13 protein-coding genes and 1 pseudogene are annotated in these 11,714 nt (G+C 60.6%); 7 read left to right on the top strand and 7 right to left on the bottom strand.

Annotated features, from left to right (window positions below):
• Positions 1-155: 155 nt before the first annotated feature.
• The gene (gene prmB / locus BFP96_RS23600) at positions 156-1,064 is read right to left on the bottom strand and encodes a 50S ribosomal protein L3 N(5)-glutamine methyltransferase (protein ID WP_065894015.1); all 909 of its coding nucleotides are present in this window, start codon (positions 1,062-1,064) and stop codon (positions 156-158) included.
• Positions 1,065-1,302: 238 nt separating this feature from the next.
• Between prmB and BFP96_RS23595 the strand changes: the two genes are divergently transcribed.
• The 3 genes from BFP96_RS23595 (at position 1,303) to BFP96_RS23585 (ending at position 2,989) form a co-directional block, all read left to right on the top strand.
• Positions 1,303-1,893: a cysteine hydrolase family protein gene (locus BFP96_RS23595; RefSeq protein ID WP_065894014.1), complete on the top strand. Its 591-nt coding sequence runs from the start codon at positions 1,303-1,305 to the stop codon at positions 1,891-1,893.
• A gap of 142 nt (positions 1,894-2,035) precedes the next feature.
• Positions 2,036-2,356: a hypothetical protein gene (locus tag BFP96_RS23590; RefSeq protein WP_065887960.1), complete on the top strand. Its 321-nt coding sequence runs from the start codon at positions 2,036-2,038 to the stop codon at positions 2,354-2,356.
• A gap of 75 nt (positions 2,357-2,431) precedes the next feature.
• Positions 2,432-2,989 carry a Smr/MutS family protein gene (locus BFP96_RS23585; protein WP_057721413.1) on the top strand — a complete coding sequence of 186 codons (558 nt, stop codon included), beginning with the start codon at positions 2,432-2,434 and terminating at the stop codon, positions 2,987-2,989.
• Between the two features lie 53 nt (positions 2,990-3,042).
• Here BFP96_RS23585 and BFP96_RS23580 read toward each other — a convergent pair whose 3' ends face one another.
• On the bottom strand, positions 3,043-3,231 hold the full coding sequence (locus tag BFP96_RS23580; protein ID WP_065887959.1) for a hypothetical protein: 189 nt from the start codon (positions 3,229-3,231) through the stop codon (positions 3,043-3,045).
• Positions 3,228-3,959, bottom strand: a pseudogene (locus BFP96_RS23575) (zeta toxin family protein). The gene BFP96_RS23580 and the pseudogene BFP96_RS23575 overlap by 4 nt, the downstream one beginning before the upstream one ends.
• A gap of 183 nt (positions 3,960-4,142) precedes the next feature.
• Between BFP96_RS23575 and folE the strand changes: the two are divergent.
• The gene (gene folE / locus BFP96_RS23570; RefSeq protein ID WP_065887958.1) at positions 4,143-4,688 is read left to right on the top strand and encodes a GTP cyclohydrolase I FolE; all 546 of its coding nucleotides are present in this window, start codon (positions 4,143-4,145) and stop codon (positions 4,686-4,688) included.
• A gap of 102 nt (positions 4,689-4,790) precedes the next feature.
• The gene (locus BFP96_RS23565) at positions 4,791-5,162 is read left to right on the top strand and encodes a glutathione S-transferase N-terminal domain-containing protein (protein WP_065894011.1); all 372 of its coding nucleotides are present in this window, start codon (positions 4,791-4,793) and stop codon (positions 5,160-5,162) included.
• A gap of 156 nt (positions 5,163-5,318) precedes the next feature.
• Here the strand turns inward: BFP96_RS23565 and BFP96_RS23560 are convergent, their stop codons facing one another.
• The 3 genes from BFP96_RS23560 to BFP96_RS23550 are packed head-to-tail and all read right to left on the bottom strand — an operon-like array spanning position 5,319 to position 8,269.
• Positions 5,319-5,639, bottom strand: coding sequence for an AtuA-related protein (locus BFP96_RS23560; RefSeq protein ID WP_065894010.1), 321 nt, complete (start codon positions 5,637-5,639; stop codon positions 5,319-5,321).
• Positions 5,636-6,961 carry an acyclic terpene utilization AtuA family protein gene (locus BFP96_RS23555; protein ID WP_065898426.1) on the bottom strand — a complete coding sequence of 442 codons (1,326 nt, stop codon included), beginning with the start codon at positions 6,959-6,961 and terminating at the stop codon, positions 5,636-5,638. The genes BFP96_RS23560 and BFP96_RS23555 overlap by 4 nt, the downstream gene beginning before the upstream one ends.
• Before the next feature lie 15 nt (positions 6,962-6,976).
• Positions 6,977-8,269 (bottom strand): CitMHS family transporter, encoded by a 1,293-nt coding sequence (locus BFP96_RS23550; RefSeq protein ID WP_065887954.1) that lies wholly within the window; start codon positions 8,267-8,269, stop codon positions 6,977-6,979.
• Between the two features lie 124 nt (positions 8,270-8,393).
• Here BFP96_RS23550 and BFP96_RS23545 point away from each other — a divergent pair, with 124 nt between their 5' ends.
• Complete coding sequence (locus tag BFP96_RS23545) at positions 8,394-9,290, top strand: LysR family transcriptional regulator (protein ID WP_065894008.1); 897 nt, start codon at positions 8,394-8,396, stop codon at positions 9,288-9,290.
• A 165-nt stretch (positions 9,291-9,455) separates the two neighbouring features.
• Here BFP96_RS23545 and BFP96_RS23540 read toward each other — a convergent pair whose 3' ends face one another.
• Entirely contained in the window at positions 9,456-10,058 is a 603-nt protein-coding gene (locus BFP96_RS23540; RefSeq protein ID WP_065898425.1) for a glutathione S-transferase family protein, read from the bottom strand.
• 309 nt (positions 10,059-10,367) lie between these two features.
• Here BFP96_RS23540 and BFP96_RS23535 point away from each other — a divergent pair, with 309 nt between their 5' ends.
• Positions 10,368-11,714 carry an NCS2 family permease gene (locus tag BFP96_RS23535; RefSeq protein WP_065894007.1) on the top strand — a complete coding sequence of 449 codons (1,347 nt, stop codon included), beginning with the start codon at positions 10,368-10,370 and terminating at the stop codon, positions 11,712-11,714.

Genomic DNA, 11,714 nt, shown 5'->3' with positions numbered 1-11,714 from the left:
CCACAGTTGGGCCAGGATCGACACAAAATCCTGGTCGGCTCTGAGGCCGCCATCGGGAGCAAGCCCCCTCCCACAGTTGGGCCAGGATCGACACCAACATCCTGGTCGGCCCTGAGGCCGCCATCGGAGGCAAGCCCCCTCCCACATTGACCGAGTTAAACGCGGGCGGCGAAGATTGCCTGATGCTGGCGGCACTGCTCAGCCGTGAGCATGAACACCCCATGTCCACCCCGCTGGAAGTCCAGCCAGGCGAAATCCACTTCCGGGTACAGCGCTTCAACATGCACTTGGCTGTTGCCCACTTCAACGATCAGCAAACCCTTCTCGGCCAGGTGGTCCGCCGCTTGGGCCAGCATCCGCCGTACCAGGTTCAAGCCGTCGTCACCGCAAGCCAGGCCCAGCTCAGGTTCGTGCTGGTATTCATCCGGCATATCGGCGAAGTCTTCGGCGTCCACATACGGCGGATTGGACACAATCAGATCGAAGCGCTGACCCGGCAGCCCGTCAAAGCCGTCGCCCTGCACGGTATAGACGCGCTCATCGACGCCGTGGCGCTCGATGTTCTGGTTGGCCACTTCGAGGGCTTCGAAGGACAAGTCACCCAGCACCACCTCGGCCTCGGGGAATTCGTAGGCACAGGCGATGCCGATGCAACCGGAGCCGGTGCACAAGTCGAGAATGCGCGCCGGCGGCTGGGCCAGCCAGGGTTCGAAGCGGTTTTCGATCAACTCGCCAATCGGTGAGCGCGGAATCAGCACGCGCTCGTCAACGATAAACGACATGCCGCAGAACCAGGCCTCCTTGAGCAAGTAGGCCGTGGGCACGCGGTCATGGATGCGCCGATGCAGCAAACGCTGCACATGGGAAATTTCCTCTTCTTCCAAATTGCAGTCCAGGTAGCTGTCAGCAATTTCCCATGGCAGATGCAGGGCGCCGAGCACCAGTTGCCGGGCTTCGTCCCAGGCATTGTCGGTGCCGTGGCCAAAAAACAGGTCTTCCCCATGGAAACGGCTGACAGCCCAACGGATATGGTCGCGCAAAGTGCGCAGGCGGGAAGTGATCACGGGGCAGACTCCTGGAAAAAACGACTGGCGATTCTAACAGCGTTCATCTGTACCGACGATGTACGAAATACCGCTGCCGCATGTCGGATTTCATCCAAATCCCCCCTAATGACTTAAACAAGCCACCCCCTTGACATGGCTGCACGCCAGCAACGGCGTACCTTACGCGGGTAGCGATTCACAGAACCGCTCAGCCAGTGGACAATGGCGCAAAAGCCCCCCTGACAGGAGCCCCAGAATGTCCGTTCCAAAGACGATGTTTCAAATCAGCGGTCGTGGTTACGCAGCTGCCAACCTTGCCCATGCGACCCTCGTGATCATCGACGCCCAGAAGGAATACCTCAGCGGCCCACTCGCCCTCTCGGGCATGGACGCGGCGGTCGGCAACATCAAGCAACTGGTGACCGCTGCGCGCAACGCCGGACGCCCGATCGTGCATGTGCGCCACCTGGGCACCGTCGGCGGCCTGTTCGATCCGCAAGGCGAGCGCGGCGAATTCATCCCTGGCCTTGAGCCTGAAGGCGACGAAACCATTATCGGCAAGCTGCTGCCCAGCGCCTTTCACGGCACCGGCCTGGAGAAACACCTGCAGGACCTGGGTTCGCTGGACCTGATCGTCTGCGGATTCATGAGTCATTCAAGCGTCAGCACCACGGTACGTGCCGCCAAGAACCTCGGCTTTCGCTGCACCCTGGTGGAAGATGCCTGCGCGACACGCGACTTGCCCTGCAAAGGTGGCGTGCTCAGTGCCGAACATGTGCAGCAAACCGAAATGGCCATCATGGCCGACAACTTCGCGACCCTGGCGTTGACCAAAGATCTGATCTGATCGTCTCTGTGATGAGCGGTGTGCCCATGTTCATTGCCCCGCTCATCCGCAAGGCCTGCTCATTTCGCGCATTTGCCCCGGGCACAGGAACAACCTGTGTATCTTCCGGTCGAAGGGCCGATACCCTGGAGGAAAGGTCGGAATGAAGATATCCGATGGTTTTGATGCTCGTCGCTTGCGCCCCAAGGGCCCGAGCAATTGGCGTCTGCGCCTGGTGGCGGGCATTGCCGCGCTGCTGGCGATCGTAGGTCTGCTGTTGGCTGGCGCTGGTGGCGCCGGTCTGTTTGGGCATTCGCCGGCACTCGGCGAGCTGAATGCCAGCCCTGGCGGTTCAGCGATCCTGCTGGGGATCGGCCTGTTGGTGCTGTGGTTGGGGGTATGGCTGTGGCGCCGCAGCCGTCGGAAAATGCGCCAGCCGTTGTCGTTGAATATCGCCTCGCACCTGATGAAAAAGCACGACTAATGGCGCTTGGATAGTATTCGACGCGCCGCAGCCGCCGCGATTTAGGTAAACTGCCCGCCCTTCGCGGAGGCTGACATGCAAGACGACGACTTTTCCCTGTTCAAGAACGAGCTGCGCGGCGTCAAGCCGATCAAGCACGACCGCGCCGACACCGGCAAACCCAAGGCTGACCGGGCGCAAATCGCCAAGCTGCGCCAGGCCGCCACCGTGCGCACCGATGCCACCACCGTGGATGGCTTGTCGGATCAGTTCGTGATCGACGTCGGCCCCGAAGATGAATTGATGTGGGCCCGCGATGGGGTGCAGGAAAGCCAGATGCGCAAGCTCAAGGCCGGCCAGATCCCGTTCGAGGGCAGCCTCGACCTGCACGGCATGACCGTGGAAAAAGCGCGGGAAACCCTATGGGCCTTCCTCGCCGAAGCCACCAAGTTCGAAATCCGCTGCGTGCGAGTCACCCACGGCAAGGCCGTGCGGCTGGACGGCAAGCGGCCGATGATCAAGAGCCACGTCAATACCTGGCTGCGTCAGCACACCCAGGTGCTCGGCTTTACCTCCTGCCAGGCCCGCCACGGCGGGGCCGGCGCGGTGTATGTGATGCTCAAGCGCACCATGATGGAGGGGCGCGACGAGTAACCAATAAAAAGCCCAGCACTCAGGCTGGGCTGTCAATCAGGAGGACGGGGCTTTTATTCGCCGGCGAACTCCCTAGCTTTTTTCTCTCTTGCCAGTGAGATGACGGCTTTTTGCATCGTGATTGCAGTATTGGCTGCGCTTCGATAGACCGCCCGCCTCTCCTCTACCGAACAGCTTCGGAAAAAGTCGGACATGGTTGTGGAAGGATATTTTTCTATTGCGTCCGTAATTTCGCCTTTCATGAGGCTACTCCGGTCAATATTTGCTCAAGTTGTTCAGGATGGTAGGGCTGCCTGACCAGTTCGTCAATTTCGTCAGTTGAAAGGTCGATGCCAATCTCGGCGTCGTTCCCATCAGTATTCTTGAGAATCACATCGACCTGGATTTTTTCCAGAAACTCGCGCTTCAATTGGCACACCGTCGCCTTGGATGCATAGAACTGGCGAACGAATTCCACGCAAGGGATGTTCCTGCCTTCAACGGCTTCCCGTGCAAGCACAAATTCCCATGCCAGCTCCGGCTTTTGATACACATACATGATTTGCACTGAGCGGTGTTTCTTGCCGAGCGCACGCTGGATGTTTTTTCGCGCAACGTCGAGATTCGCGAGAGTCCCATCCAGAAGAAATGACTGTCGCTGCTGATAAACGAGGTCGATGGCCCGCTCCACCATAATGGTTACGCCGCGCTGAAACAGGCTCTAATTCGCACCGTTATACTCAGGAAAATAATCCCTGAAGTCGTCAGGGTCGATACGAAGCGTTTTGGCCCCATGCGCCTCCATCAGATTGACAAAGGACTTCGAGACCTCAGTCTTACCGGCGCCAGGAGAACCCGCCATAAAAACCGAGACGGGATATTCTTCACCGGGATAGCGAGTCAAGCAGGCCAAATCCCTGGCAATTCGTGTGCGATTCGCCTTGGCGAAGCCAACGGCACGCTCTGCGATACTTCGTTCCCGTGGCGTCATCACATACTCCTCACTGGAGGCCGACTTTAACATCGGCTTCGTGCGGGAATACACCTGTCGCCGTACCTACGCTACTATGTGCGCCAATCACCAGCGCACACTGCGATATCCGCGCGGTAATAACGCTTCATATTGGTACAGGCATACACCGTACCGCTCTGAAACCCATACGGAAACAGTCCTGTGACATTGGAACAAAACTACACCGCGATTCTCGGCCAACTCGGCGAGGACGTCTCCCGCGAGGGTCTGCTCGACACGCCAAAGCGTGCCGCCAAGGCAATGCAGTACCTCTGCCGCGGTTATGAACAGACGCTCGAAGAAGTCACCAATGGCGCCTTGTTCAGCTCCGACAACAGCGAAATGGTGCTGGTCAAGGACATCGAGTTGTACTCGCTGTGCGAACACCACCTGCTGCCGTTTATTGGCAAGGCCCACGTGGCGTACATCCCGAGCGGCAAAGTGCTGGGCCTGTCGAAGGTCGCGCGGATCGTCGATATGTATGCGCGTCGCCTGCAGATCCAGGAAAACCTCAGCCGCCAGATCGCCGATGCGGTGCTGGAAGTGACCGGCGCCCTCGGCGTAGCGGTGGTGATCGAGGCCAAGCACATGTGCATGATGATGCGCGGTGTGGAAAAACAGAACTCGTCGATGATTACATCGGTGATGCTCGGTGAGTTCCGTGAAAACGCGGCCACCCGCAGCGAATTTCTCAGCCTGATCAAGTAAACGGCTGTGCAGCAAAAAGCCGGCGTTCATCGCCGGTTTTTTTTCGTCCGTAAAATTCAGGTAAGCTGCGACCCCTTCTCCATGGGCAAGAGGCTTTCAGCCATGTTCGTCAAAGCACTTCGAGTAGGCCTCGGCCAGATCATCATCGCCGGCGACTTCCTGACCCGTCCGCGCAAAAAGCAGCGGCCCGCCGAACAACAGGCGCAGGTGAATGAAGCGGCCAAAGGCCTGACCCTGTATCAGTTCCATGCCTGCCCGTTCTGTGTGAAGACCCGTCGTACCCTGCATCGCCTGAATGTGCCGGTGGCGCTCAAGGACGCGAAAAACAATGCGCAGGATCGCCAGACTCTGCTGGAGCAAGGCGGCAAGATCAAGGTGCCGTGTCTGCGCATCGAAGACAACGGCCAGACTACCTGGATGTATGACTCAAAGGTGATCATTGATTACCTGGACAAGCGCTTCGCCGCGATCTGACAAACCTGCGCAGATCCATTGTGGGAGGGGGCTTGCCCCCGATGACGTCGGCCCAGCAAACACTGATGTTGGTTGACCCACCGCTATCGGGGGCAAGCCCCCTCCCACAGGGAATCTGCGCTAACTGACTGGCATTAGGGCAAGCCCCTCCCACATTCAGTTCGCTGTTGGCAACTCCAGGTCCAGCAACGCCGACCCAAGACATTTGCCATGGGCATCCAGCGCCAGCGAGCGGGTCACGCCGCCGCGCAGGATGCCCGGCAACACAAAATTCAGCGCCTGCACATTGGGCAGTTCATAACGCCGGACCGGCGCAGCGCCGGGCTCCAGCAAATCGGCAAAGAACTCGGCCACGCGCTCGGCCGTCAGTTGTTCGCACAGCCACGGATAGTCTTCGGCGCGATAGGCAATGATCGAGATGTTCGACGTGTCGCCCTTGTCCCCGGTGCGGGAATGGGCCAGCGTGTGCAGTTTCATCCTTCAATCCTCGGTTTGACGTCGCCACGGGGCAATAACAACGACGCCACCGCCACCACCTGGCGCACGCTCTTGCTCGCTCCCCCACCGCCGGCCGGGCCGTTGGTGTAGAGGGTTTCCACTTCGTTACCGACGCGCACGGCGTCACCGCGATCCTCACAACGAGCAGCGACGCGCAGGCGCACCTCCCAGGGCTCAACGTGGCTGCGCGGCCCGTGCAATGAGTCCATGCCGATCAACTCGGCGCGTACGTCCTGCATCTTCACGCCGGTCAGCTCCAGACGCTTGAGCACTACATCCCGCGCCAATTGCGCCCGTGCGACAGCGCCCGGACCGCCGTAGGACATCTGCCCCTCACCGATCCAGCCGTCCAGATAACCGACGCTGACCTTCAGCTGTTCAGGCCGGGCACGACCGTCGGCACCCTGGGCACGCACCCGATCAATGCCCTCCTCGACAAAGCCCACCCGTGAAAAGTCGGCCGTGACATCCGGGGTCAGATACGCTTGCGGGTCGTGCACTTCGTAGATCAATTGCTCGCTGCAGGTGGCGCGGCTGACCTGTCCACCGGAGCCCGCCACCTTGGTGATCAAGGCATGTCCGTCGGCGTCGACCTCGGCCAATGGAAAGCCCAGGCGTGCCAGGTCATCCACATCCTTGCGGCCTGGGTCGGCGAAATAACCACCGCTGACCTGCCCCGCACACTCGAGCAAATGCCCGACCAGGGTGCCCCTGCCCAGGCGCTGCCAATCGTCGGCGGCCCAGCCGAATTCAAACATCTGCGGCGCGAGAAACAATGACGGGTCGGCCACACGCCCCGTAATCACTACATCGGCGTCAGCGCGCAGGGCCTCAAGGATGCCCTCCACGCCCAGGTAGGCATTCGCCGAAACCAGCCGTTCACCCAGTGCGCCCACGGTCTGGCCGTTGTCCAGCCACTGCTCGGGCCGCAACGCCTGCAACACGTCGTCGCCCACCACGGCCACCACCTTGAGGTTCACCCCCAGTTCACCGGCAATGCGCCGCACTTCGGCGGCGGCCGACACCGGGTTGGCCGCGCCCATGTTGGTGATCACGCGCAGACGACGGCGGCCCGGTTGCCGCCCGACGAAGGGCAGCACCCGCTGCATGCGCTCACTCAACAAGGGGTCGTAGCCGCCTGCCGGATCGCTGATACGCGCCTGTTGCGCCAGGGCAATGGTGCGTTCGGCCAGGCATTCGAACACCAGGTAATCCAGGTCGCCCTGTTCGGCCAGTTCCACGGCGGGTTCGATACGGTCACCGGAGTAGCCGGCGCCGGCGCCGATGCGCAAGGTTTTCATCTCAGATAACTCCTCTTAGATAACGCCCAAAAGCAGCGCGGTCAGGGTCATCAGCACCGACGCGGCAAACAGAAAAGGAATGGTGAAGCGCTGGTGATCGGCCAGTTCGATCTTGCACAGGCCCACCAGCAGGAAGGTCGCGGGGGTCAACGGGCTGACCGGGAAACCGGTGGTGTGCACACCCAGCAACGAGGCCTGGGCCACTTGCAGCGGGTCGACGCCCAGCGCCTTGCCGACTTCGGCGATCACCGGCATCACGCCGAAATAGTAGGAATCGGGATCGAACAACATGCTCAACGGCATGGAAATAAAGCCGACCACCGCCGGGATCAACTTGCCATGGCCGGCGGGAATCTGCGCCACCGCCACTTCGGCAATCGCCTTGAGCATGCCGGTGCCTTGCATGATGCCGGTGAACACGCCGGCGGCGAGCAAGATACTGGCCATGGTCAGGGCGGTTTTGGCATGGGCGTCGATACGCGCGCGCTGGGCGTCGACATTGGGGTAGTTGATGCACAGCGCGACCACGGTGCCGAGCATGAACATCACCACCGGGTCGACCCAGCCGGCGATCATCACCACCATCACCAGCAGAGTGAGCATCAGGTTGACCCAGAACAGCCGTGGACGGCGCAGCTTGATATCGTCGTCACTGAGCACCCGTTGCGGCACCGCGTCGACGCTGGAACCGGCGCCCAGGCCCAGGCGTTTTTCTTCCCGATGACCCAGCCACCAGGCGCAGGCGAACACAAAGATCAGCCCGACGATCTGCACCGGGATCAGCGGTTGGAACAGGTCCGCCACCGGCACATGCAACGCCGCGGACGAGCGCAGCACCGGCCCGGTCCACGGCAGGAAGTTGACCCCGGCGGCCATCGCACAGACGCAGGCCAGGATGCGCTTGTCGATGCCCAGCCGGGTGTACAACGGCAACATCGCCGGCACCGTCACCAGAAAGGTCACCGCGCCGGAGCCGTCCAGGTGCACCAGCAGCGCCAGGGTCGCGGTGCCGACGACAATCCGTGTAGGACGCGTGCCGACCGTGCGCAGGATGCGATCAATGATCGGGTCGAGCATGCCGGCGTCGGTCATGATCCCGAAGAACAGGATCGCAAACACAAACATGCCAACGACCGGGGCGACGTTCTTGATGCCAGTGATGATGAACCCGCTGGTTTGCAGGCCGAACCCACCGATCAACGCGGCGATGATCGGCAAGGCAATCAGGGCCACCAGGGGCGAGAGACGCTTGCTCATTACAGCGGCGAGCAGGCAGAGGATGGTAATGACGCCCAGGGTTGCAAGCATGGGGTACTCCAGAGCGGCCTTGGTGGCCGGTTATTGTTTTCCCTGGAGTATTGGAAGCGGGTTAGTCTTTGTAAATTGGAATATTCGGCATAGCACGTTCGGAAAAACAAAACGAAGTGACCTCATGAAAAATAGCATCCAGCACATCCAGGCCTTCCTCGCTGTCGCCCGTACCGGCAGTTTCACCAAGGCCGCCAACGAGCTGCATCTGTCTCCGTCAGCCCTCACCGTGCAGGTGCAACAACTGGAAGACTGGCTGGGCGTCGCCCTGCTCGACCGCAGCCCGCGCCACGTGAGCATCACCGCCGCCGGCCAGGAGGCGCGTGGCCCCATGGAAAAATTGCTGCTGGACCTGGACAACATCGTCACCGGCTCGCGTGACCTCGCCGCCCTGCGCCGGGGTGTGGTCACCCTCGCCGCCCTGCCCTCGGTGTGCGCCGGCAGCCTGCCGCCGGTGTTGCGCTTGTTTCGCGAGCGCTTCGCCGGGATTGAAGTGCGCCTGCATGACCTGGTGGCCCATCGCATTCATGCCCAGGTGCGTTCCGGCGAGGTGGATTTCGGCATCGGCGTGAGTGCGCGCCTGAGTCATGGCCTGGACTTCGTGCCGGTGTTGAATGACCGGCTGTGCGCGTTTGTGCCATTGAACCATGGACTGACGCGCTATCGGTCACTGACCCTGGCGCAATTGGCAGACCAACCGATCATCCTGACCGGACGCGACAGCAGCGTGCGCGAGCAAGTAGACGCGCTGTTCGACCAGACACGACTGACGCTGAACGCGGGCATGGAAGCCAACTACATGTCGACGGTATTGGCGTTGGTGCGCCAAGGGTTGGGGATCAGTGTGCTGCCGGAGTCGGCGGCGGACAGCCTGGAGGGGTTGCAGCGGATCACGATCGATCATCCTGGAGTGAACCGGGAGATCGGGTTGATCACTCGCAGTGGGATGGCGTTAAGCCCGGCAGCACAGCGCTGCTTTGACCTGCTAAATAAAGAGTTATCTGACTCACCATTGAGCTAAATGGTCGCAGAGGGCTTGGCGATCACCACCCTCTGTAGGAGCGAGCTTGCTCGCGAAAAACTCACAGGCACCGCGTTCATTCAGGAAGCACGCGTTATCGTTGACGTTTTTCGCGAGCAAGCTCGCTCCTACATCAGGGCTTGCCCCCACCTTTTGATTGCATGATCAGTCCAGCATCGGGACATGCCGAGGATGACTGGCCACCCGCTGCAGCCACGCCTGCACCGCCGGATACGGCGCCAGATCAAACCCGCCTTCATGGGCCACATGGGTGTAGGCATACAACGCGATATCGGCAATCGAATAGTGCTCGCCCACCAGATACGGCGTGGCTTGCAGCTGGCGCTCCATCACCCTCAACGCCTTGTAACCGCCCTTGTGGCTCGTCTTGTATTCCTCAAGACGATCCTGCGGCATGTTCAGGTAAAACTGGATAAACCGCGCCACGGCAATATACGGTTCGTGGCTGTATTGCTCGAAGAACTGCCACTGCAACACTTGGGTACGCAAGCGCGGCTCGCTGGGCAGGAAGTCGCTGCCATCGGCGAGAAAGTTGAGGATCGCGTTGGACTCCCACAGGCAGGTACCGTCTTCCAGCTCCAGCACCGGGATCTTGCCGTTGGGATTCTTCGCCAGGAACTCAGGGGTCTGGGTGTCGCCCTTGAGAATATCGATATCGATCCATTGGTACGGGATGCCCAACAGGTTGAGCATCAATTTGATCTTGTAGCAGTTGCCCGATTTGTAATCGCCATAAACCTTGTACATGGGCTCCCCTTATGCCGCTTGACGCGCCCGAAACGAACGCCTGCGCCCACAAAGTGCGGCTATCCACGGTTTGTTTCAAGGCGCTGCGCAGAATAAATCCGTCCGACTGCCGTGGTGGACGGCCTTTCATCCCTTTCTGCGCAGATAATCGAAAACATTATTTGCTTTATTTGTATACAAAAGCATAATTCGCTTCGTGCGAGTTCCTGACCTATCAGTCAACAAAACTCGCCGGTACCTCAAAGCGCTGCTGCCCACTCATGTGACCGGCGCTGGAAATAACAATAAAACGATTGAGGAGTACGCGCTGTGGATAGCCGCAAAACCGAAGCCCCCACCCTGGACCTCAGCCCGCCGCACCACGGCTGGCTCGAACGCCTGTTCAAACTGCGCTTGCATGGCACCACAGTGAAGACCGAGCTGATCGCCGGCCTTACCACCTTCATCACCATGGCCTACATCATCTTCGTCAACCCCAACATCATGGCCGATGCGGGCATCGACCATGGTGCGGCGTTCGTCGCCACCTGCATCGCCGCCGCGCTGGGCTGCCTGTTGATGGGCCTGTACGCCAACTGGCCGGTGGGCCTGGCACCGGGCATGGGCCTGAACGCGTTTTTCACCTACACCGTGGTTGGCACCATGGGCTACCACTGGGAGACCGCCCTCGGCGCGGTGTTTATCTCCGGCGTGCTGTTCATGATCCTGACCCTGTCGCGCATCCGTGAATGGCTGCTCAACAGTATTCCCGTGAGCCTGCGCCACGCCATGGGCGCCGGGGTAGGCCTATTCCTCGGCGTGATCGGTCTGAAAACCGCCGGGATCATCGTCGACAGCCCGGCGACCCTGATCAAGCTTGGCTCCCTGCACGAGCCCGCGCCGTTGCTGGCGGCGGTGTGTTTCCTGCTGATCGCCATTCTCAGCTATCACCGCGTGTTCGGCGCCATCCTCATCAGCATCATCGCCGTCACGTTGGCCGGCTGGGGCCTGGGCCTGGTGCATTACAACGGCATTCTCTCCACCCCACCGAGCCTGGCGCCGACCTGGATGGCCATGGACGTGATGGGTGTGTTCAATGTGAGCATGATCAGCGTGGTATTCGCCTTTCTTTTTGTACACATGTTCGACACCGCAGGTACACTGATGGGCGTTGCGCAACGTGCTGGCCTGGTGAACGCCGATGGCAAGATCGACAACCTGTCCCGCGCGCTGAAGGCCGACAGTGCCTCCAGTGTATTCGGCGCCATGGTCGGCGTACCGCCCGTGACCAGCTACGTGGAAAGCGCCGCCGGTGTGGCAGCCGGTGGCCGTACCGGGCTGACGGCGGTAACGGTGGGCGTGCTGTTTGTGGCGGCGATGTTCTTCGCGCCGCTGGCCGGCATGATTCCCGCCTACGCCACCGCCGGCGCGCTGATCTACGTGGCAATGCTGATGATGGCGAGCATGGCGCATATCAACTGGGATGAAGCCACCGACAGCATTCCGGCGATCGTCACCGCGATCATGATGCCGCTGACGTTTTCGGTCGCCGACGGCATTGCGCTGGGGTTCATCACCTATGTGGCGCTGAAGGCCGGCACCGGCAAGTACCGCGAGATTTCCGTCAGCCTGTGGGTGTTGTGCGCGATTTTCATTGCGAAGTTCGTATTTTTATAA

The sequence above is a fragment of the Pseudomonas sp. 34 E 7 genome (assembly GCF_900005715.1).
GTDB classification, from domain to species: domain Bacteria; phylum Pseudomonadota; class Gammaproteobacteria; order Pseudomonadales; family Pseudomonadaceae; genus Aquipseudomonas; species Aquipseudomonas orientalis_A.
This window is presented reverse-complemented; position numbering and strand designations above follow the sequence as displayed.

Excerpts from the sequence above, each read along its gene's own strand:
- BFP96_RS23585 (WP_057721413.1), top strand. The coding sequence starts at position 2,432 with ATGCAAGACGACGACTTTTCCCTGTTCAAGAACGAGCTGCGCGGCGTC.
- BFP96_RS23550 (WP_065887954.1), bottom strand. The coding sequence starts at position 8,269 with ATGCTTGCAACCCTGGGCGTCATTACCATCCTCTGCCTGCTCGCCGCT.
- BFP96_RS23580 (WP_065887959.1), bottom strand. The coding sequence starts at position 3,231 with ATGAAAGGCGAAATTACGGACGCAATAGAAAAATATCCTTCCACAACC.
- BFP96_RS23540 (WP_065898425.1), bottom strand. The coding sequence starts at position 10,058 with ATGTACAAGGTTTATGGCGATTACAAATCGGGCAACTGCTACAAGATC.
- BFP96_RS23565 (WP_065894011.1), top strand. The coding sequence starts at position 4,791 with ATGTTCGTCAAAGCACTTCGAGTAGGCCTCGGCCAGATCATCATCGCC.
- BFP96_RS23560 (WP_065894010.1), bottom strand. The coding sequence starts at position 5,639 with ATGAAACTGCACACGCTGGCCCATTCCCGCACCGGGGACAAGGGCGAC.
- BFP96_RS23555 (WP_065898426.1), bottom strand. The coding sequence starts at position 6,961 with ATGAAAACCTTGCGCATCGGCGCCGGCGCCGGCTACTCCGGTGACCGT.
- BFP96_RS23595 (WP_065894014.1), top strand. The coding sequence starts at position 1,303 with ATGTCCGTTCCAAAGACGATGTTTCAAATCAGCGGTCGTGGTTACGCA.
- BFP96_RS23545 (WP_065894008.1), top strand. The coding sequence starts at position 8,394 with ATGAAAAATAGCATCCAGCACATCCAGGCCTTCCTCGCTGTCGCCCGT.
- BFP96_RS23590 (WP_065887960.1), top strand. The coding sequence starts at position 2,036 with ATGAAGATATCCGATGGTTTTGATGCTCGTCGCTTGCGCCCCAAGGGC.